This window comes from Pseudoalteromonas sp. PAST1 (assembly GCF_021532515.1).
In the GTDB taxonomy this organism is placed as follows: Bacteria; Pseudomonadota; Gammaproteobacteria; order Enterobacterales; family Alteromonadaceae; genus Pseudoalteromonas; species Pseudoalteromonas simplex.
This window is the reverse complement of record NZ_JAKGBH010000008.1, coordinates 120294-138858: the sequence shown is the minus strand read 5'-3', so window position 1 is coordinate 138858 and position 18565 is coordinate 120294. Positions and strand designations below refer to the sequence as shown.

The 18565-nt window shown below is 38.8% G+C and carries 22 protein-coding genes and 2 pseudogenes; 6 read left to right on the top strand and 18 right to left on the bottom strand.

Annotated features, from left to right (window positions below; translation table 11 throughout):
* Both L1272_RS06075 and L1272_RS06070 read left to right on the top strand, forming a co-directional pair.
* Positions 1 to 197, top strand: a pseudogene (locus L1272_RS06075) (IS5/IS1182 family transposase); the annotation flags it as partial.
* 44 nt (positions 198 to 241) lie between these two features.
* A pseudogene (locus L1272_RS06070) lies at positions 242 to 910 on the top strand (porin); the annotation flags it as partial.
* Positions 911 to 976: 66 nt separating this feature from the next.
* Here L1272_RS06070 and L1272_RS06065 read toward each other — a convergent pair.
* The 10 genes from L1272_RS06065 to L1272_RS06020 all read right to left on the bottom strand — a co-directional run bounded on the left by L1272_RS06065 (position 977) and on the right by L1272_RS06020 (position 6781).
* Complete coding sequence (locus tag L1272_RS06065; protein ID WP_138616756.1) at positions 977 to 1360, bottom strand: nuclear transport factor 2 family protein; 384 nt, start codon at positions 1358 to 1360, stop codon at positions 977 to 979.
* Positions 1361 to 1594: 234 nt separating this feature from the next.
* Positions 1595 to 2023, bottom strand: a complete 429-nt coding sequence (locus L1272_RS06060) for a hypothetical protein (protein WP_235372991.1) — start codon at positions 2021 to 2023, stop codon at positions 1595 to 1597.
* Positions 2024 to 2127: 104 nt separating this feature from the next.
* Positions 2128 to 2643, bottom strand: coding sequence for a hypothetical protein (locus tag L1272_RS06055; protein ID WP_235372989.1), 516 nt, complete (start codon positions 2641 to 2643; stop codon positions 2128 to 2130).
* Between the two features lie 194 nt (positions 2644 to 2837).
* Entirely contained in the window at positions 2838 to 3224 is a 387-nt protein-coding gene (locus tag L1272_RS06050; protein ID WP_235372988.1) for a hypothetical protein, read from the bottom strand.
* 294 nt (positions 3225 to 3518) lie between these two features.
* On the bottom strand, positions 3519 to 4403 hold the full coding sequence (locus L1272_RS06045; protein WP_235372986.1) for a GGDEF domain-containing protein: 885 nt from the start codon (positions 4401 to 4403) through the stop codon (positions 3519 to 3521).
* Positions 4394 to 4753 (bottom strand): group I truncated hemoglobin, encoded by a 360-nt coding sequence (locus L1272_RS06040; protein ID WP_235372985.1) that lies wholly within the window; start codon positions 4751 to 4753, stop codon positions 4394 to 4396. The genes L1272_RS06045 and L1272_RS06040 overlap by 10 nt, the downstream gene beginning before the upstream one ends.
* A gap of 286 nt (positions 4754 to 5039) precedes the next feature.
* Positions 5040 to 5351, bottom strand: a complete 312-nt coding sequence (locus tag L1272_RS06035) for an antibiotic biosynthesis monooxygenase family protein (protein ID WP_235372984.1) — start codon at positions 5349 to 5351, stop codon at positions 5040 to 5042.
* Positions 5290 to 5766 (bottom strand): GFA family protein, encoded by a 477-nt coding sequence (locus L1272_RS06030; RefSeq protein ID WP_235372982.1) that lies wholly within the window; start codon positions 5764 to 5766, stop codon positions 5290 to 5292. Before L1272_RS06030 ends, L1272_RS06035 begins: the two co-directional genes overlap by 62 nt.
* A gap of 21 nt (positions 5767 to 5787) precedes the next feature.
* On the bottom strand, positions 5788 to 6219 hold the full coding sequence (locus tag L1272_RS06025; RefSeq protein WP_138616765.1) for a DUF3859 domain-containing protein: 432 nt from the start codon (positions 6217 to 6219) through the stop codon (positions 5788 to 5790).
* A gap of 82 nt (positions 6220 to 6301) precedes the next feature.
* Positions 6302 to 6781, bottom strand: a complete 480-nt coding sequence (locus L1272_RS06020; protein ID WP_235372981.1) for a GNAT family N-acetyltransferase — start codon at positions 6779 to 6781, stop codon at positions 6302 to 6304.
* Between the two features lie 79 nt (positions 6782 to 6860).
* On the opposite strand from L1272_RS06020, the gene L1272_RS06015 reads away from it, so the two are divergent.
* On the top strand, positions 6861 to 7064 hold the full coding sequence (locus tag L1272_RS06015) for a hypothetical protein (RefSeq protein WP_235372980.1): 204 nt from the start codon (positions 6861 to 6863) through the stop codon (positions 7062 to 7064).
* A 38-nt stretch (positions 7065 to 7102) separates the two neighbouring features.
* On the opposite strand, the gene htpX is transcribed toward L1272_RS06015, so the two are convergent.
* From htpX to bioB, 5 genes are all read right to left on the bottom strand, one after another.
* Positions 7103 to 7963: a protease HtpX gene (gene htpX, locus L1272_RS06010; RefSeq protein WP_054561446.1), complete on the bottom strand. Its 861-nt coding sequence runs from the start codon at positions 7961 to 7963 to the stop codon at positions 7103 to 7105.
* 174 nt (positions 7964 to 8137) lie between these two features.
* Entirely contained in the window at positions 8138 to 8821 is a 684-nt protein-coding gene (gene bioD / locus L1272_RS06005) for a dethiobiotin synthase (RefSeq protein WP_130166356.1), read from the bottom strand.
* Between the two features lie 13 nt (positions 8822 to 8834).
* The gene (locus L1272_RS06000) at positions 8835 to 9626 is read right to left on the bottom strand and encodes a methyltransferase domain-containing protein (RefSeq protein ID WP_235372979.1); all 792 of its coding nucleotides are present in this window, start codon (positions 9624 to 9626) and stop codon (positions 8835 to 8837) included.
* Entirely contained in the window at positions 9623 to 10756 is a 1134-nt protein-coding gene (locus tag L1272_RS05995; protein WP_138616770.1) for an aminotransferase class I/II-fold pyridoxal phosphate-dependent enzyme, read from the bottom strand. Before L1272_RS05995 ends, L1272_RS06000 begins: the two co-directional genes overlap by 4 nt.
* A 7-nt stretch (positions 10757 to 10763) precedes the next feature.
* Entirely contained in the window at positions 10764 to 11804 is a 1041-nt protein-coding gene (gene bioB, locus L1272_RS05990) for a biotin synthase BioB (RefSeq protein ID WP_054553903.1), read from the bottom strand.
* Positions 11805 to 11902: 98 nt separating this feature from the next.
* On the opposite strand from bioB, the gene bioA reads away from it, so the two are divergent.
* Positions 11903 to 13195, top strand: a complete 1293-nt coding sequence (gene bioA, locus L1272_RS05985) for an adenosylmethionine--8-amino-7-oxononanoate transaminase (protein ID WP_235372978.1) — start codon at positions 11903 to 11905, stop codon at positions 13193 to 13195.
* A 297-nt stretch (positions 13196 to 13492) separates the two neighbouring features.
* On the opposite strand, the gene L1272_RS05980 is transcribed toward bioA, so the two are convergent.
* Positions 13493 to 13927: an ATP-binding protein gene (locus L1272_RS05980; RefSeq protein WP_235372977.1), complete on the bottom strand. Its 435-nt coding sequence runs from the start codon at positions 13925 to 13927 to the stop codon at positions 13493 to 13495.
* A 259-nt stretch (positions 13928 to 14186) separates the two neighbouring features.
* Here L1272_RS05980 and asnS point away from each other — a divergent pair, with 259 nt between their 5' ends.
* Together asnS and L1272_RS05970 are read left to right on the top strand one after the other, a co-directional pair.
* On the top strand, positions 14187 to 15584 hold the full coding sequence (asnS, locus tag L1272_RS05975) for an asparagine--tRNA ligase (RefSeq protein WP_166340077.1): 1398 nt from the start codon (positions 14187 to 14189) through the stop codon (positions 15582 to 15584).
* Between the two features lie 150 nt (positions 15585 to 15734).
* A complete protein-coding gene (locus L1272_RS05970) occupies positions 15735 to 16664 on the top strand; it encodes a PstS family phosphate ABC transporter substrate-binding protein (protein ID WP_166340075.1) in 930 nt (309 codons plus the stop codon).
* A 69-nt stretch (positions 16665 to 16733) separates the two neighbouring features.
* On the opposite strand, the gene L1272_RS05965 is transcribed toward L1272_RS05970, so the two are convergent.
* The gene (locus L1272_RS05965; RefSeq protein ID WP_235372976.1) at positions 16734 to 17660 is read right to left on the bottom strand and encodes an electron transfer flavoprotein subunit alpha/FixB family protein; all 927 of its coding nucleotides are present in this window, start codon (positions 17658 to 17660) and stop codon (positions 16734 to 16736) included.
* Positions 17661 to 18410: an electron transfer flavoprotein subunit beta/FixA family protein gene (locus L1272_RS05960; protein WP_063705098.1), complete on the bottom strand. Its 750-nt coding sequence runs from the start codon at positions 18408 to 18410 to the stop codon at positions 17661 to 17663.
* Positions 18411 to 18565 lie beyond the last annotated feature (155 nt).

The following is an 18565-nucleotide window of genomic DNA, read 5'->3' as shown; positions in this document are numbered from 1 at the left end:
AGTTAGGAATCGCACAATGGAAAAAGCTCAGTGGATATCATGTGCGCTCATTAGCAGAAACAGCGATGTACCGTTTTAAACAGTTGATGGGGGCTAAGCTAAATGCGCGTGATTACAATCGCCAACTGGTTGAAGCGATGATCAAAGTGAAGGCGCTAAATAAGATCAACACCCTTGGTCTGCCTAAATATCAGTAAGTTAAGTGAGTTTATTAGAGAGCTGCATTTGATCAACAAGGCCCCTACAAGCGCAACTGAAATCAGATGACTTTTATACCTGCGACATTGCAGACATATCACGAAGTTCATGTGAACTGTTATTTAATCAAGGTAATGCCGCTGCACAAAGAGTAGAGTTTAATTCAACCTATGGTGCGGCTATCACCTACAATGCAACAAATAATTTAAAATTTACTGCAGGGGTTAACCGAGGTGAATTTGATATTGTTTATGCAAACGGTCGCGATCAACTCGTTACAGATCTTATCTATGGTGTTGGTGTTACTTATGGTGATTTTTATAAACCAGGCTGGTATGCATCAGCAAATATAAATAAAAACGAAAACCACGACACCGACAACTTAGGACGCTTAATCAAAGATGCCGTTGGTTTAGAGTCAATTCTAAGTTATCGCTTTGATAATGACATTCGTACTTTTGTTGCCTATAACGTATTTGATGCAGGTAGTGACTATGTTATTCAGCCTAACTTTAATGCCGACCCTGAAGATGTGTTTAAACGCCAATTTGCAGTTTTAGGTGTGCACTACTTTATGGCTGAAGATACCATTTTATATATCGAAGCTCGTAAGGATTTTAGTGACTTTTCAAGTAATAACGCAGAGCAAGAAGCACAGATGTCTCAAACCGAAGATGACGGTATAGCTATCGGATTTAATTATACTTTGTAGTTACCATTAATACTAAAGCCCACTTTTGTGGGCTTTAAACTCGCGATAAATCACTTACGTACATATTCAATACATTGAGTTACCATTCAAAGTCTCTTGTGGGATCTGTTGTATTGAATCCCAGTGCTCGACAATCTTGCCATTTTCATCAAACCGAAAGAAATCCATGGTGACATATTGATCATTACCAGGCCATATTTGGTGAGTATGAAGCGCAACAAGATTACCTTCTGCTATAGCACGAACAAAATCAATTTTCTTATCTGGATATTCATTATGCATTTTTTCAAAATAGGTAATGAATGAGGCTGTTCCATCACCAACTAAAGGATTATGTTGTATGTATACTTCGCCTACATACTTTTCAACCGCTAGAGATGGATTTCCTAGATAAGCGGTTTTGTAAAACTCAATAGCATTTCTCTTATTTAATTCTAAATCAACCGACATTTAGCACCTCTTCACAAATTTGTTGATTATGCTTGTATTTAAGAAATGTAAGACAAGCTAATTACACAGTGTACTAAAGGAAAAAAGCTCGCTTTTCTAAACAAGATATTTCTATCAGAGCTATTAAATATTTGCTAGACGAAAGAAAGTACGACTATCAAGCACTTAACATGAGAAAAAATGCATAGGTAGGACTGAAATAACCGCATCATAATGAACGTTCTAATTCTGTTGTTAGGTGTTTTCAGCATAATTCACCCTAAAAAGAAGCATAGCAAGCTTGATTCCAATTAGTGCGCCAACCCCTATAACGAGCGGGACTAAGCTTTCTAAGTAAAGTGGAATACTTGAGATAAGCAATCGAGATAAAACAACAGCGCCTTGAACAAGCATTATATACGCAGCAAGATGGAAGAACTGAATTGGGTCTTTCAAGCTAAAAGGATTGCGATTCCAATCAGGCTTGTGCCATACCTTCGCTGATAGAGGATTAACAACTTGCATGCCAACAACAAATAAAAGAGCCAAAAAGGAAAATACGAAAATAACACCTAATGCACTCAAATTGATAGCCGGGTTAGCTTTCGGCTCAAGCGGTGTAAATAGAGATGAGACTGCTACACAGGTTATTAAAGCAATACGAAGGAATTTCCATTTATTCATAACATTGAAACCTAATGCTCAAATAACAAGCTATAAATAATAGACTAAACAAAGTGAAGAATGAACACAATGCATACTAAAATACGCCTTAGAGCACGGTCTATTTAGAGTTTTACTGCTAGCATTTTAAGAATATTTTTATAAGACTTGGTAAGTCTCTTAATATGATAATTTACTTTTTTCCAATCCCAAGAACTAGGATTGCCAAATTCAGGTAATGTATCTTCCCACTCCTTCGCTTCTTTTTCACAACGACAGTGTAAGCAGAACAAACAAAAATAGTCGCCTTCAATAAATACGTTAAAGTTAATAATGCCCCACCCATCACTGGTATATCGGTATTTGGCACCATTACACTTATCTGCGTTGAGGTCGTGCTTTTCAATAAATACTTGGCCGCAAGAATCTCTATAATGTAATGATAAATTTATATATTTGTGATGGTCTTCAGATTTCTTAAGTCTATAAGTGACGTAATCTTTTATTTCATTTAAAGAGGAAAAATGTTTCAGGTCACTATCAAAATCTGAATACGCTTCATAAACTAAAACATCATATTCGAAGATATGATTAAAAAAGTTATTAAGTTCACTAATGTGGATTCCTTTTACCAGTCCCATAGACACTCCTGTAAAGCTTAAGAAGCGAAAGTCTATTCTAAGGCATGTAACAGCCTAAGTGACATCTCTTTAGCTACTTTTCAACAGCATTTAATTATCAAATATATTTCTAGTTTCTTGCAAAGGATACATAGTAAATAAAAGCTGATAACCAATATTTATCTTTATTAATTAGCTTGTTAGCATATTTTACACTAGTCAATTTCAATACAGATATAGTTTGGAACTAATTTATCAGCAAGCCAATGCCAGCTAAATTCAATATTAACGTTTTCAACTTTAAATTGATAATTCACTTCCACCCTATCGCCCCAATAATCAGTTTGGTTTGAAAACTTATGCGTAATAGTTTCAGGTTGAAATTGTGAGTTCATAGCAACAACTTCTTCATTAATTACCAAATCGCCAGTATAAATTTCACCTTTAGTGTAAAATTCACTTAAACGTAAAGATATACATTTGATAATTGAACCTAGAATATGATAACTAACACTTCCTTTTTCATGATATCCATCAGGTAAACTTGAACAGCTCCCCAACACAAGATTAAAAACTTCAAATGAATCTAAGTTGATACACATAATCCCAAGTCCAAAAATATGCTTATAGCTAACTAATAGCGTGTTTATCTAAACATGAGAGTTCGCTTTTTTATTATTACTTTCTACTAGAGTAATTAACTAATTGCTAGGCAAAAAAAGATTTACAATAGAAGGCACTAATTTCAGATAAAACCGAGTGATGTATCATACTTAACTTTTGAACATAACCTTTACGTGTTACGTATATTGAGATAGATAGGAGAGTTGCAAAGTTAGATGTTAATCTTTAAGCGAATCTCAAATGTATTAAGTATCAGTAATCAATTTAGCGCTTTAAGCACCTTCAAACTTTACTACACGCGAACGGCCATTCTCTTTAGCAAAATAAAGTGCTTTATCGGCATTATTCAAAAGCTCATCAAGTGAAATGCCGTCTTTACCATACACAGCAACACCTGCGCTAAACGACATGCCTATATTTGAGTTATCAGGTGTCATAAGCTTTATGGTATTTGTTGTTTGTAGTAGTTTTTCGGTATTGGCAAAACAAACCGTGTCTTTATTGTTTATTTGGATAAGGCAAAACTCTTCACCCCCAAGTCTTGCAAAGTAACACGTATCATCAATGCTATCTTTTACATGCTTCGTAAAGGCGACTAATACTTGGTCGCCAAAATCATGGCCAAATGAATCATTAAAATGCTTAAAGTGATCAAGATCGATAAGTGAAACAGTACAACTAAATTCTTTATGATTTGATTGTAACTGACTGAATTTTGTAAACAAGGCTCGCCTATTTGGCACATTTGTTAATTGGTCAGTATGAGCAAGTTCAAACATTTGCTTACTGTAGTCTTCTAAGAGAGTGTTTGTTCGGTTAAACAAAAACTGGTTTCTCTTAAGTTCGGTTATATCCTCACCTTCAACAAGGACGTGCTCTCCTACTACATTGGCAGTAAATCTAAAAATATGACGATAAGAACCATTATTAATTTCTACTTCAAGCTTATCTGTATCGTTTTCTAATAATTTTGAGTTAATTAATTGCGCTAAATGTTTGTTTGTGGGGTTGTTCGATGCATGTAAGTAATGCTGTGCAACAAGTTGAAATGAGTTGTTTTGAAATACTTCCTTGTGTTCATTAGCCGAAAAAACAACGACAGGTAACTGCAAATAATTTAAAACAGAATAATCCGCGTTGTTTTGTTCTAATGGCATACGATAAAGTCTCGCTTTGTTTCAAGCTTAGCTATGACTTGCTTCGCGTCATCTTCTGATATTCCTTGTTCAGAAAATGTAAGCGACAAGATATTTATCATTTCTTGCCAATCTTTAATATTAATACCTAAATATTTATGGGCTTGTGCGAGTTGTTCATCACTAATGTAATCAGGCCCTCCCATTAAAGATGAGATAAAACTTGTTTGATGATGAATTAACCTTTCCATGTTGGTATGTTTAAAATGAGCATTAAGGGTTTCTGACTTCAAAATATTGTCATAAAACTTTTCTATGACTTTATAAATTCGAGAAAAACCACCGTATTTGATAAACAAAGAAGATTCCACATCGAGTCCTGTATTATCGATAAATATTTAAGTAGCTAATAAGGCACCACAAAAGATGACAAGAAAGTCTGCAAGCTATTGATATTTAAATTATAGAAAGGAAAAGAGATTTTGCATTTTTGAATAAGCAAATAATGGGATTATTCTCATTTGTTGCACGTGAATATTAATAGCCCCTCTTACACACCATATCTGTTGATTTAAAAATCTTAAATTCAAAGATATTTGCCGAGATTGAAATAAACTTCAAAACAGTATGATGTGTTCTTTTTATGGTTGATGGATATTACAATGAATAATCACGTTCTACTTTAGCAATACGCGTTGTAAAGGCGCTGTACCATTTGTCTCTACCGAGCTGTTGGGCGTTTAAGTGCTCAACGTTTTGTTTCCAGGCTTTTATTGCATCTAAGCTTTGCCAATACGACACTGTAATTCCCAAACCATCACGAACAGACTCTATACCTAAATACCCAGGTTGTTGCTCTGCAAGTTCAACCATTCTATTAGCCACATCTTCATAACCGGCGGTATCGTCAGATAAGGTATTCGTAAAAATCACGGCGTAATAAGGCGGTTTTGGTGTATTCACTATCATGGCTGTTACTTCCCCTACTTGGTTCAAAACCATCATAACATGGAATTTTTTCGTCAAATGTATCCCAATTTGCTTTAGAGCTTACAAAGTTATGGCTGATCGGGCGCTCATTTATATCGCTATCTAATAAACCTAAGCGAATACGTAAGCGGCTTGGGTCATCTTTATTCTCGCTATAAATAGGTGAGCCACAATAGCTACAAAAATAACGAATTCTGCCGGGTTTAAATTCAAACGCGCTTAGATGCTGCTTACCTTCTGTGAGGTTAAAACCATCTCGTTGAATAAAGCCATTGGTTGCGTAGGCTGTGCCTGAGTTTTTACGACATAAGGAGCAATGACAATGAATAATTGAGTCTATACCACCAGCAATAGTTACTTTTACTTTGCTGCATAAACAACTTCCTTGATACATAGTCCCTCTCAGGTTTAAAGATTAATAACCGCGATGCTTCCAAAATTCAGTGGCAGTGCCTTCGGCTTCCTTTAATAAGTTAAAGGATTTATCAGCAATTATATGGCCATTTAACTCAATAGTCATGCGCCAAATACCTACTTTATTGTCAACAGGTGCCCATATCGTATCACCTAAATAAAACTGCCAATCGTTTGTTTTAACGTACTGTTCGCCCTCAAACGGTGGCATGATCTCGCCATCTTCATCCGGAATATCTGGGTGGTAAACGCAAAATTTAATTTTTTGTCCTTTGGCCTTTTTAATGTTAACTATAAAGCCAAATTCAATATCTAACTGTGCAGGAACGTCTGTTGTAAACTCGGTGATTTGTGGCAGGTCTTTCTCTTTTGCATCCCAATGACTGTAAATGCCGTAACTTTCAATAGTGGTAATTGGCTTTGCTTTTGCCATAGCTGCAAGCGCTCCTTTTTAAAAATGAGGCGCTATTTTATAGTAGCAACCCTACCAGAACAAGATTGTACTATTATAGTAATTAGCTAACGTATTTTACCCAGTGAGTGTCATGTTGTTGAAAGCCACATTTAGTTAAAAGTTTAATACTTGCGCTATTATTAGGGTTAACTAAAGCTAACACACTGTTTAACGGAGCAGGTACAAAGGTCGTCAGTTTTTCAAATAGCATATCTAGTACCTTTTGCATTATTCCTTTGCCAAAGTATTGTGACGACAACTCAAACCCCAACATGCCCTGCCCGTCAATTATGTTAAATATGCCTACGCTGCCAATAACCTTCCCACTACTTCGTAAAACAATAACTAAACGAATGCCTTGTTGATTATAAAAACGTTCTATGTCGCCTTGAATAAAGTCGTACACGTCACCTTTCGTTATATCAGCGCCGTAATCATTAAACGATTGTACTTGCGGATCTTTTAAAATATCCCAAATTGCTTGGCAATCTTTATGACGAATGGGGCGTAAGTCAAAGGCTAAGTCGTCGTCGTTTGACACGTTAATTTCTCTTTTTGCTTTATGAGCTGGCATTATTGTCTTACTATAAACGCAATTTCAAGCAATTAGATTAAGTTCGATGAGTGAAGAATTTAAAGTAATTCAACCTACCACCACAGTATACTGTAAAGAACGCGGTGAAGGCTGGACCTTAACAGGGATCACAAGTATTGATGAACATACTTCTGTGATGTTTGATGGCGTAAGGTATACCTTACCGGCCCGTGAAATTGTTGAGGTATTATTGCCACAACAACTCGAGCGAGAGAAACACCAACAATAAAAAAAGCCAGCATCAAGCTGGCTTTTTCGTGTTTAAAATTAACGTAATGCGTTAATACGCTCATCAAGTGGAGGGTGTGATGAGAATAACTCAGCAACTCCTTTACCGCTTGCAATACCAAATGCCATCATTGAACCTTCTAGTTGTGATGGGTGGTTTTGTTTTAAACGCTCAAGGGCGCTACGCATTTTATCTGCACCTACTAGTTTAGCTGCACCGGCATCCGCAGAGAATTCGCGTTTACGACTATAGTAAGCAACAATCACACTTGCTAGAACACCAAATAACATTTGGAAAATCATATCGAACAAGAAGTACGTCCAGCTACTACCACCCTCTTCTTCATCACTATTAAGGAAGTTATCAACAATACCTGCTAATACTTTCGCCATAAAGATAACAAAGGTATTCACTACACCTTGGATAAGTGTCAGCGTTACCATGTCACCATTTGCAATGTGTGACACCTCATGAGCCAATACCGCCTCAGCTTGATCTTGGTTCATGTTGTGTAATAAACCTGTGCTCACAGCCACCAGCGAGTTGTTCTTACTTGGGCCGGTCGCAAATGCGTTCATTTCAGGGCTATCGTAAATAGCCACTTCTGGCATCGCGATACCTGCTTTTTTAGCTTGCGCTGCTACCGTCGAAACTAACCATTGTTCTGTTTCAGAACGAGGTTGTTCAATAACATGTGCACCGGTTGATTTTTTTGCCATCCATTTCGACATAAATAACGAAATAAACGAGCCACCAAAACCAAATACGGTCGAAATAACTAAAATGCCGCCTAGACTGCGATGGCTAATACCCAGTACGCTCATCACAATAGACAACACAATACCTAACACTAGCATTACCGCTAAGTTTGTAAGTAGAAACAAAAATACACGCTTCATAAAAACCTCAGAATAAACATACCAATTGTATTAACTAACGACATGGTTAAAAATCGTTAGTTAATAAAATTATCTGGGTGTTCTACCAACTCAGTTTAGGGCTTATGCAATTGGTTGCAAGGAACTAATTGCAACCAATTGTGACAGAGTATGTCAAAAGTAACAACTCAATTATTATGGGTTGATAGATAAAATTTCAAGTAAGGTTTTGTAAATTTTTAATTTAGGGGTGCCGTCTGTATACGGACTAATCGCTAAAAGCGGGAAAGGCAATGCTGATTTTAGTGTTTCTAAATTGGCCTCTTGTTCACGCATGTTTGGGTCTACATGATTTGCAATCCAACCCACACAATTTACACCGAGCGCTTTAAAGTGAGCAGCTGTCAATAGTGCGTGATTAAGGCAACCAAGCTTCATGCCTACTACTAGAACAACATCAAGGTTTTGTGATTTAACCCAATCGCATAGTAAATCAGTTTCGTTGATAGGTAAACACCAACCGCCTGCACCTTCTGTAAGAATATAATCGGTATTGAGTGCTTTTACATTTGCATAAGCAGTATCGAGCTTATCAAATGTCAGTCTGTCACCTACTTGGGCAGCTGCAATATGCGGTGCAATGGGTGGCTCATAGGTAAAGGGGTTAACTATGTTATATTTAACCCCAATTGATGAGCTTTCCATTAAGGTTAATGCATCATCATTGACTAGCTGCCCAAATGCTTCTTCTGCGCCTGCTGCAATAGGTTTAAAACCAACCGCACGCTGTTTATGTTGTGCCAGTAAGTTTAATAATAAACTGGTGACATGGGTTTTTCCGGCATCGGTGTCTGTACCCGTGATAAAAAATTCTTTCATTTTTTAGTTAATTCTATTTTTCTAGTTCTAAAAGGACAACTTGATAGCTCACTCTAGCATGCCCATCAACCAGAGGGTATGCCCTACAAACACTATTAAGTGCCTGTCTTGTCAATAATCCTTTGCGTTTTTGCTTAGTTTGCAATGAGGTAGCACCAATCGCTTTTATTGAGCGCAGAGCATCTAAGGGAGAGTTATAGGCATCTATATAACATCTATCGGCTGCAAAATTGAGCTTAAACCCTGCTAATTTTGCATACTCAATAATGTGACTAGCACTATGAAACTGATTAATATGGCTTTGATCATCTAAACAAGCAAAAGCCTGTTTGATCTCTTTAAGGGATCCACCTACCACGCAGCTTAAATAAACCTTACCGCCTGCTTTTAGGGAGTAAAAAAGACTTTTAAGTAGTGCCTCTAAATCAGCAGACCATTGCATTGCAAAATTACTAAACACACAATCAAGAGAGTTTTGCTGTAATGGTAGGTTATCCATATCAGCACACACTTTTAAACAACGCGGGTTATGCTCTGTGCTTAGCATGGAATGACTTAAATCCATTGCCAATACAGTATCAAAATGTGTTTTAAGCATTGCCGTATTAACTAAAGGCCCAGCTCCTAAATCAAGGCAAGTACCCTGCTGATGTTTACTTGCCATCATTTTAAATAAGTGTGCAGCTGCTTGTTTTTGTACATTAGCATGGCTCGCGTAATTTGCAGCCGCTTTAGAGAACTTAGTTTGTGTTGTTTGCTTATTACTGTGTTGAAAGCTTAAAGGCGCTTGCAGTTGAACACTCATAAACACTCCACTAGTGAATCAACAAGCTGTTTTATATCGTCTGCTTGATGTGCGCTACTTATGGTTACTCTAAGTCGTGCCGTATTAAATGGCACCGTGGGCGGTCGAATAGCGGTTAACCACACGCCTTTCTCTTTAAGCTTATTAGCAACGGCAAGCGTGTGTTCTGCATCGCCCAATACCAAGGGCTGAATTGCCGTTGTTGATTCCATTAATGCCAAGTTATGCTCTTTGGCAAGTGCTCTAAAGTAGGCAATATTCTCTGTAAGCTGAGAGCGTCTCTTATCTGCTTTTAGTAACTTTTCGAGTCGCTCAAGAGTACAACTTGCCATCAGTGGTGACATCGCCGTTGAATAAATGTATTCGCGATTAAACTGCAACATGTAATCAATCATTTGCTTTGATGCAAGCAGGCAAGCGCCACTACTTGCCAGTGCCTTGCCAAAGGTGATGATCAGTAAATCAGGCTTGATTGCCTCACAACTGCCTAAGCCTTGCTCGCCTAACACACCAAAGCCATGGGCATCGTCAATCATCAGCCACGCGTTGTATTGTTTAGCGAGTTTACAGAGTGCTTCAATGGGGGCTTGATCGCCATCCATCGAAAACACCCCTTCGCTCACTATAAGCTTATGCTTTGCTTTTGACTTTTGTAACCGAGATTCTAAGTGCCTAAGGTCGTTATGATTAAAGCGCACCATTGCAGCGGCAGAATGAAGTCCACCATCAATTAAGCTGGCATGATTGAGCTTATCTTGAAATATTGCCGATGATTTCGCTACACTTTTATCTTGAAACAACGCTTTTAATACACTGCTATTAGCACTAAATCCGCTATTAAATAACATGGCGCTTTCGTAGCCTAATAACTCGCATAAACGCTGCTCAAGCTGTTGTTGTGGTTTATTATAACCATTCACTAATGCTGAACTGTGGCTACCTAGTTGCTGCGCTTGTATCTCAATAAAACCATCCGAAAAGCCAAGGTAGTCATTACTGGCAAAATTTAAATACTGTTTGCCTGCAACCTGAATAAAGCGCCCGCTTGATTGCTCAACAAGTTGACGCTTTCTCAGTAATGCCTCTGCTTGACGCTCAACAAGATGCTCGGCAATAAAATCAAAAGCCATTTAATTGCTACGCTTCGTAAAATAGTTCTGATGTTGCTTTATCAGCAACTTTTGATGAAAGTGATGCTGCAACCGCTTCATCAGAATAATCTTCACGAGTTTCTGGGTTCATGCCTAATTTTTTAATCAGCATCATGTCTGCGTCTGCTTCAGGGTTTTCTGTAGTCAGTAGTTTATCACCGTAGAAAATTGAATTAGCACCAGCAAAGAAACACATAGATTGCATTTGTTCATTCATCGCCGTACGACCAGCTGATAAACGAACATAGCTTTTCGGCATCATGATACGTGCAACAGCAATGGTACGAATAAACTCAAAATGGTCTAAGTCTTCGACATCTTCAAGTGGCGTGCCTTTAACCTTAACCAACATATTAATTGGCACACTCTCTGGCTGCTGCGGCAAATTAGCTAATTGCATTAATAAACCAAAACGGTCAGCAGCCTGCTCGCCCATACCTACAATGCCGCCAGAGCACACTTTCATGCCCGCATCACGCACGTTATCGATGGTGTTTAAACGGTCTTGGTAAGTTCGTGTTGTAATGATCTGCTGGTAATACTCAGGTGATGTATCTAGGTTATGGTTGTAGTAATCAAGACCCGCGTCTTTTAATGCATGGGCTTTTTCGTTATCTAGCATACCAAGGGTCATACAGGTTTCAAGGCCGAGCTCTTTAACCTCTTTTACCATTTTTGAAATATAAGGCATGTCACGTTCTTTCGGATCAGACCACGCAGCACCCATACAAAAACGTGTTGCGCCTTTTTCTTTGGCTACACGCGCTTGCTCAACCACTTTTTCGACTTCCATAAGGCGTTCACGGTCTAAGTCTGTTTTATAATGACCTGACTGAGGACAATATTTGCAATCTTCTGGGCAAGCACCGGTTTTAATCGATAACAAAGTAGAAATTTGTACTTCATTTGGATTGAAGTTTTCACGATGTACGCTGGCCGCTTTAAATAACAAATCATTGAACGGCATTTCAAATAATGCTTTTACTTCTTGGTGAGTCCAATCGTGACGGACAACTGCGTGCTCCATAATAGTCTCTTTTTTTAAATTATTGGGACGGTTAGATTGGCTTAGTCTACGACTTGACGTAACATTGTCAACGAATCGAAGTGATATAAAGTTTACATATGATTAATAAACAACCAATAGATTTAGATTTTGATCGTGAGCATATTTGGCACCCTTATACTTCTATGACTCAGCCCCTTCCCGTTTACCCAGTCAGTCATGCCAATGCAAATCGTATTTTCTTAGAAACAGGCGAAAGCCTAATAGATGGTATGGCCTCTTGGTGGAGTGCCATCCATGGTTACTGCCATCCTGTTTTAAATGAAGCAATCACCCAGCAAGTTAGCAAAATGAGTCATGTCATGTTTGGTGGTTTAACTCACGAGCCCGCTGTTGAGCTATGTAAAAAGCTAGTCAGTATCACACCTGAGTCACTCGATAAGGTGTTCTTAGCCGACAGTGGCTCTGTGAGTGTTGAAGTTGCCATAAAAATGGCCTTGCAGTACTGGCTTAGCCAAGGTTACACCAGTAAACAAAAGTTAATGACGCCGCTTAAGGGCTACCATGGCGATACCTTTGCAGCGATGAGCGTTTGCGATCCGGTTAATTCAATGCACAGTATGTACTCCGGATTTTTACCTGAACATGTTTTTGTACCTGCGCCGAGTGCTAAATTTAATGGCGAGTTTAGCCCTGCTGAAGCTGATACGCTTGAAAGCTACTTTGCATCTCACCACCAAGATGTTGCGGCATTTATCATTGAACCCATAGTTCAAAATGCTGGGGGCATGAATTTTTACCACCCTGATTACTTAAAGCACCTACGCATTCTGTGTGATAAGTATGATGTTTTACTTATTTGTGATGAAATCGCCACAGGCTTTGGCCGCACCGGCACCTTGTTTGCTGTTGAGCACGCCAACATAGAGCCTGATATTTTATGTATTGGCAAAGCATTAACGGGCGGCATGATGACCCTATCAGCAACATTAACCACCAGCAACGTCGCTATTGGCATTAGTGAAGGTGAAGCCGGCGTATTAATGCATGGCCCAACTTTTATGGGTAACCCGCTTGCCTGTTCTACAGCCTGTACGAGTATTGATTTACTGCTCGATCAACCGTGGCAAGAGCAAATTGAACATATATATGATGTTCTAACAACCCAGCTTGCTAAATGTAGGCAGCTCGATGCAGTCGCTGATGTGCGAACATTGGGGGCAATTGGAGTTGTTGAGCTTAAGCGAAGTGTAGATGTAGCAAAGATTCAACGCTTTTTTATCGAGCAAGGTGTGTGGATACGCCCGTTTGGTAATTTAATTTACTTGATGCCGCCTTACATAAGCGACGAACAAAGCTTAACTAAGTTATGCAATGCTATTTATGCAGCCATAGAACAACAGGCGTATTAGGGCGTGTTGACCCTTTGTGATTAATTTTGCAGCAGTGTGTTTGGTATTTAGGCAAGGCAGAGCCTATGTAGTGTGGTTGTTCCACATAAATAGGCGACAACGCAGCATCAATGCCAAACACGCGCTGCCCTTCGGGTTCTTCCTAGGGGCGATTAACTCTTTGTTGCTCGATTTTTACTTAGCCCACTAGGTTACAAATCTCGCGCCGCGATTAAATCGCCCCTAGAGTGAACAAATTTTAATCCACAAAGGTCAACACGCCCTCTAGGGAAGCTGATGCTTCCTTTTCTTTAAACTTTACCATTCAAACATATAAGCCATTTTACTGATCATGCGAAGCGGTACTTTATGTTCACAGCGCTTAGCGTAAAGATGCTGTAATGATTTATCTTTAATTTCACCAACGATCACTTCTTTTACTTGATAACCCAGTGCAGTAGCCGCTTGTGCGTAAGCGATAAATTCCCATTTTTTAATATTAGTGTTATCAACAATTACTAACGGGATTTCTTCTGCTAAGGCATTAATAAAGCGTGCAAGGTTTAGATTGTGATACTCAGATAACTTGTACTTATCAAATTGATACTCACCTTCGCTATTGTAAAAATAATCATCTGTTGCGCACACGACATAATCACTTTCATTACCAGCTACCAACTCATCAGCAAGGCTTTGTGCGTAATATGATTTACCTGAGCCTGGTAAGCCGCGAAGAATAAAAACTTGTTTCATAGCACCTGTTATACAATTTAATTAAAGACTAAAGGACAGTAATTGTTAATAATGCCACAAAATAACCAATTAGCGCAGCGAGAATTTAAATAAACGCAAATTTTACGCAAAATATTGCTGCAATTTTACTCAATTGAAGAAAAACTACTAAAGAGTGCGCCACAATAGTTTTTTTATTTGATTTACGAGGGTAAGATAGTCGATTCAAGTGCAATGCACAGCATTATTATATTAGGCAACTTATATCATTGGAGTGAAGATGAGCCATTTAGCGATTTCAGAGCTATTAAAAGGCAAGGTTGCGGTAGACAGCCAAGTAACAGTAAAAGGCTGGATCCGTACACGCCGCGATTCAAAAGCAGGAATTTCATTTTTAGCCGTTCATGACGGTTCGTGTTTTGATCCTATTCAAGCGGTAGTACCTAATTCACTCAATAATTATGATGAAGTAACACGTTTAACTGCAGGTTGTTCTGTATCTGTAACTGGTGTTCTTGTGCCATCTGCAGGTCAAGGTCAGTCTTTCGAAATCCAAGCTAACTCTGTAGAAGTATTAGGTTGGGTTGAGAACCCAGACACCTACCCTATGTCTGCGAAGCGTCATAGCATTGAATATTTACGTGAGCACGCACACCTTCGCCCTCGTACTAACATCATGGGTGCGGTAACCCGTGTACGTAACTGTTTAGCACAAGCGATTCACCGTTTTTATCACGAGCAAGGCTACTACTGGATCAGCACACCTATCATCACTGCTAGTGACTGTGAAGGCGCCGGTGAAATGTTCCGTGTATCTACTTTAGATATGCAAAACTTGCCACGCACAGATAAAGGCGACATCGATTACAGTGAAGATTTCTTCGGTAAAGAAGCATTCTTAACAGTATCTGGTCAGTTAAATGGTGAGACATACGCATCTGCAATGTCAAAAATCTATACTTTTGGCCCGACTTTCCGTGCTGAAAACTCAAACACATCTCGTCACTTAGCAGAGTTTTGGATGGTTGAACCTGAAGTTGCATTCGCAGATTTAGAAGATATCGCAAAACTTGCTGAAAACATGCTGAAATACGTTTTCAATGCAGTATTAACTGAGCGTCGTGACGATATGGAATTCTTTGCACAACGTGTTGAGAAAACAGCTATCTCACGCTTAGAAGAGTTCGTAACTAAAGATTTCGCACAAGTTGATTACACAGATGCTATCGAAATCTTAAAAGCGTGTGGCAAGAAATTCGAATACCCTGTTGAATGGGGTGTAGATTTACAATCTGAGCACGAACGTTACCTTGCTGAAGAGCACTTTAACGCGCCAGTAGTTATCAAAAACTACCCGCGTGATATTAAAGCCTTCTACATGCGTCAAAACGAAGACGGCAAAACAGTCGCTGCAATGGACGTAGTTGCACCAGGTATTGGTGAAATCATCGGTGGTTCTCAACGTGAAGAGCGTCTAGATGTATTAGATAAGCGTCTAGAAGAAATGGGCTTAAACAAAGAAGATTACAGCTGGTACCGCGACCTACGTAAATACGGCACTGTACCGCACTCAGGTTTTGGTCTAGGTTTTGAGCGTTTAGTTGCTTATGTAACAGGTATGGGTAACGTACGTGACGTTATCGCTTTCCCACGTACAAAAGGTAGCGCGACTTACTAATAAGCAACGCTATACAATTTAAAAGCCGCTTTCGAGCGGCTTTTTTAATGCTAACACACTATAATATATAAAAAATCTGGTAGAGATTTAGCAAACATATATAAATAGCCTATATTGAAAGTAGTCTAATAATTAAGAGCTCATTTTATTATGCACTTTCGCGCTATTCAGACCATTTTACTAGTAACCTCATCATTAATCGCATGCAAAGTCACGGCACTAGAAGAAGACTTAAACGCAAAGCCTATTTTTATTGCTGGTTCAACTTCTGTTTCTGCATTATTAATAGATCTTAAGAGCGAATTAAGTCAAGAATTTGGTAATAGCATACAAATAAGACCTATGGGTAGCGATAAAGGAATTATCGCAATTGCAGATAATGTCATCGATATTGGCACAAGCTCCCGGTACCTCACCAAAGATGAACAGCAAAGATGGCCCTTTTTACGGCAAATTGTTTTAGCACAAGATGCGATCACTTTTTTTGTAAATAAAAACCTCAATATCGATGAGTTATCAACTAGTACACTCAGTGCTATATATCAGGGTAAGCTCACTAAGTGGTCAGATGTTTCTCCGCATACTCCGAAACTTAGTAGTAAAAATGATGAGATTTTGCTTTTCAGTAAAGGCACAACGCACGGCAGTTTTGATGTGTTTTTAGAGTATTTACAGCTTGATTACATCAAAGAACCAGACAGTAATTTTATTCGCCTAAAAAATGCCGGAAATAGAGGCCTATTTTCTGAACAAAAAGTTGAATTATACGATCAATTTAATCAAGCGCTGGGAATTGTGCAACGAATACAAAATGCTATTGCTTATGATTCATATGGAGCAATAACCAAGCTTGAGAACGATAGAAGAATAAATAAAGTGAGTTTATTAGCAATTGATGGCGTTAGCCCGTCTATCGAAACCATTCAAAGTGGAGAATACGCTTTTGTTCGCCCATTGGTATTGATAGTTAATACACAATCACCGCGTTCAAAGAAAATAGGTGACAAATTAGCTGTATTTATAAAGTCAAAAAAGATACAACAAAAAATGCTCGATATTGGCTACCTTCCAGTAAAATAGCTTCGTAAATATAAAAAAAGCTGCGCACCTAAAAGGTGAACAGCTTTTAACAACCAGAATCGTTATGAATTACAGAGCGGTTTCTAGCTCTGGTAACACATCAAATAAATCAGCAACTAAACCATAGTCTGCGACTTGGAAAATTGGCGCATCAGGGTCTTTATTGATGGCAACAATCACTTTAGAGTCTTTCATACCCGCTAAGTGTTGAATTGCACCACTGATACCTACAGCAATATATAAATCTGGCGCAACAATTTTACCTGTTTGACCGACTTGCATATCGTTTGGTACAAAACCCGCATCAACAGCAGCACGTGAAGCACCAATTGCTGCGCCTAGTTTGTCGGCAATCCCATTTAATAACGCAAAGTTTTCACCATTTTGCATACCACGACCACCTGAAATAACCACAGGTGCAGCTGTTAGCTCTGGGCGTTCGGATTCAGTTTGCTCTTCTGATACAAACTCACTCAGACCAACAGAACCTTTACCAGTAACACTCGTTACATCTACTGGCGCTTGCTCTTGTGCAATATCAAAGCTACTTGCACGAACAGTAATAACCTTTTTGCTATCTAATGATTTAACTGTCGCAATTGCATTACCTGCATAAATAGGACGCTTAAAAGTATCTGCATCAATCACATCGATGATTTCAGAGATTTGCGCAACATCTAAAAGTGCAGCAACACGTGGCATAAAGTTTTTACCCGTTGTTGTTGCGCTTGCGACAATGTGTGAATAGTTATCAGCTAAAGATAAAACTAGATCAGCTAGGTTTTCTGCAAGTTGATTAGCATAAGCTGCATCATCGGCAATAAGTACGTTACTAACACCTGCAATTGATGCTGCTTGTTCACTCATTGCTGATAAGTTTTCGCCTGCAAGTAGTAAATCTACATCAAAGCCTAGTTTAACAGCAGCAGTAATCGTTTTATTGGTTTCAGGCTTTAGAACACCTTTATCGTGTTCGGCTATCACTAATGTTTTCATTTAGATCACCTTCGCTTCTGTTTTTAACTTTTCTACCAATGTTGCTACATCTTCTACGATGATGCCGCCACTGCGTTTTTCTGGCTCGTTTACTTCTACCAGCTGTACGCGAGGCGCAAGGTCTACACCTAGGCTGTCAGCAGCAATTACATCAAGAGGCTTGCGTTTTGCCTTCATAATGTTTGGCAATGAAGCATAGCGCGGTTCATTTAGACGTAAGTCTGTGGTTACGATAGCAGGTAGTTTAAGAGCAACTGTTTGTAAGCCACCGTCTACTTCACGCGTTACATTAACGGTACCCGCTTGAACATCGACTTTAGATGCAAAAGTACCTTGGCCACGACCCGTTAAAGCTGCAAGCATTTGACCGGTTTGATTGTTGTCAGAGTCAATCGATTGCTTACCTAAAATAACCAGCTCAGGTGATTCTTGCTCTACAATCTTGCTCAGTAATTTAGCAACATGTAAAGACTCAAGCTTTTCTTCTGTTTCAATATGAATGGCTTTATCAGCACCGAGTGCTAATGCCGTACGTAATTGCTCTTGAGATGATTTATTACCAATAGTCACAGCAACAACCTCAGTGGCAGTCCCTGCTTCTTTTAAACGAATAGCTTCTTCAATTGCAATTTCACAAAACGGGTTCATCGCCATTTTTACATTAGCTAGATCAACATCCGTTTTATCGGCTTTAACGCGTGCTTTGACGTTGTAGTCAATTACTCTTTTAATTGGAACGAGGACTTTCATCGTGACTCCATCAATTGTGTGTTCTCAAAGTTGACCTTGGCGTCAACTTATTTATTTTATGAATTCAGACTACTTCCTGTTGACGTAAACGTCAACCTAAAATAACCTTAAAGTATTCACAGCCTGTAACGTTTCATTTGCAAGTATGAAATAAG

Excerpts from the sequence above, each read along its gene's own strand:
- L1272_RS06065 (WP_138616756.1), bottom strand. The coding sequence starts at position 1,360 with ATGTCGGTTGATTTAGAATTAAATAAGAGAAATGCTATTGAGTTTTAC.
- L1272_RS06060 (WP_235372991.1), bottom strand. The coding sequence starts at position 2,023 with ATGAATAAATGGAAATTCCTTCGTATTGCTTTAATAACCTGTGTAGCA.
- L1272_RS06055 (WP_235372989.1), bottom strand. The coding sequence starts at position 2,643 with ATGGGACTGGTAAAAGGAATCCACATTAGTGAACTTAATAACTTTTTT.
- L1272_RS06050 (WP_235372988.1), bottom strand. The coding sequence starts at position 3,224 with ATGTGTATCAACTTAGATTCATTTGAAGTTTTTAATCTTGTGTTGGGG.
- L1272_RS06045 (WP_235372986.1), bottom strand. The coding sequence starts at position 4,403 with ATGCCATTAGAACAAAACAACGCGGATTATTCTGTTTTAAATTATTTG.
- L1272_RS06035 (WP_235372984.1), bottom strand. The coding sequence starts at position 5,351 with ATGATAGTGAATACACCAAAACCGCCTTATTACGCCGTGATTTTTACG.
- L1272_RS06030 (WP_235372982.1), bottom strand. The coding sequence starts at position 5,766 with ATGTATCAAGGAAGTTGTTTATGCAGCAAAGTAAAAGTAACTATTGCT.
- L1272_RS06025 (WP_138616765.1), bottom strand. The coding sequence starts at position 6,219 with ATGGCAAAAGCAAAGCCAATTACCACTATTGAAAGTTACGGCATTTAC.
- L1272_RS06015 (WP_235372980.1), top strand. The coding sequence starts at position 6,861 with ATGAGTGAAGAATTTAAAGTAATTCAACCTACCACCACAGTATACTGT.
- htpX (WP_054561446.1), bottom strand. The coding sequence starts at position 7,963 with ATGAAGCGTGTATTTTTGTTTCTACTTACAAACTTAGCGGTAATGCTA.
- bioD (WP_130166356.1), bottom strand. The coding sequence starts at position 8,821 with ATGAAAGAATTTTTTATCACGGGTACAGACACCGATGCCGGAAAAACC.
- L1272_RS06000 (WP_235372979.1), bottom strand. The coding sequence starts at position 9,626 with ATGAGTGTTCAACTGCAAGCGCCTTTAAGCTTTCAACACAGTAATAAG.
- L1272_RS05995 (WP_138616770.1), bottom strand. The coding sequence starts at position 10,756 with ATGGCTTTTGATTTTATTGCCGAGCATCTTGTTGAGCGTCAAGCAGAG.
- bioB (WP_054553903.1), bottom strand. The coding sequence starts at position 11,804 with ATGGAGCACGCAGTTGTCCGTCACGATTGGACTCACCAAGAAGTAAAA.
- bioA (WP_235372978.1), top strand. The coding sequence starts at position 11,903 with ATGATTAATAAACAACCAATAGATTTAGATTTTGATCGTGAGCATATT.
- L1272_RS05980 (WP_235372977.1), bottom strand. The coding sequence starts at position 13,927 with ATGAAACAAGTTTTTATTCTTCGCGGCTTACCAGGCTCAGGTAAATCA.
- asnS (WP_166340077.1), top strand. The coding sequence starts at position 14,187 with ATGAGCCATTTAGCGATTTCAGAGCTATTAAAAGGCAAGGTTGCGGTA.
- L1272_RS05970 (WP_166340075.1), top strand. The coding sequence starts at position 15,735 with ATGCACTTTCGCGCTATTCAGACCATTTTACTAGTAACCTCATCATTA.
- L1272_RS05965 (WP_235372976.1), bottom strand. The coding sequence starts at position 17,660 with ATGAAAACATTAGTGATAGCCGAACACGATAAAGGTGTTCTAAAGCCT.
- L1272_RS05960 (WP_063705098.1), bottom strand. The coding sequence starts at position 18,410 with ATGAAAGTCCTCGTTCCAATTAAAAGAGTAATTGACTACAACGTCAAA.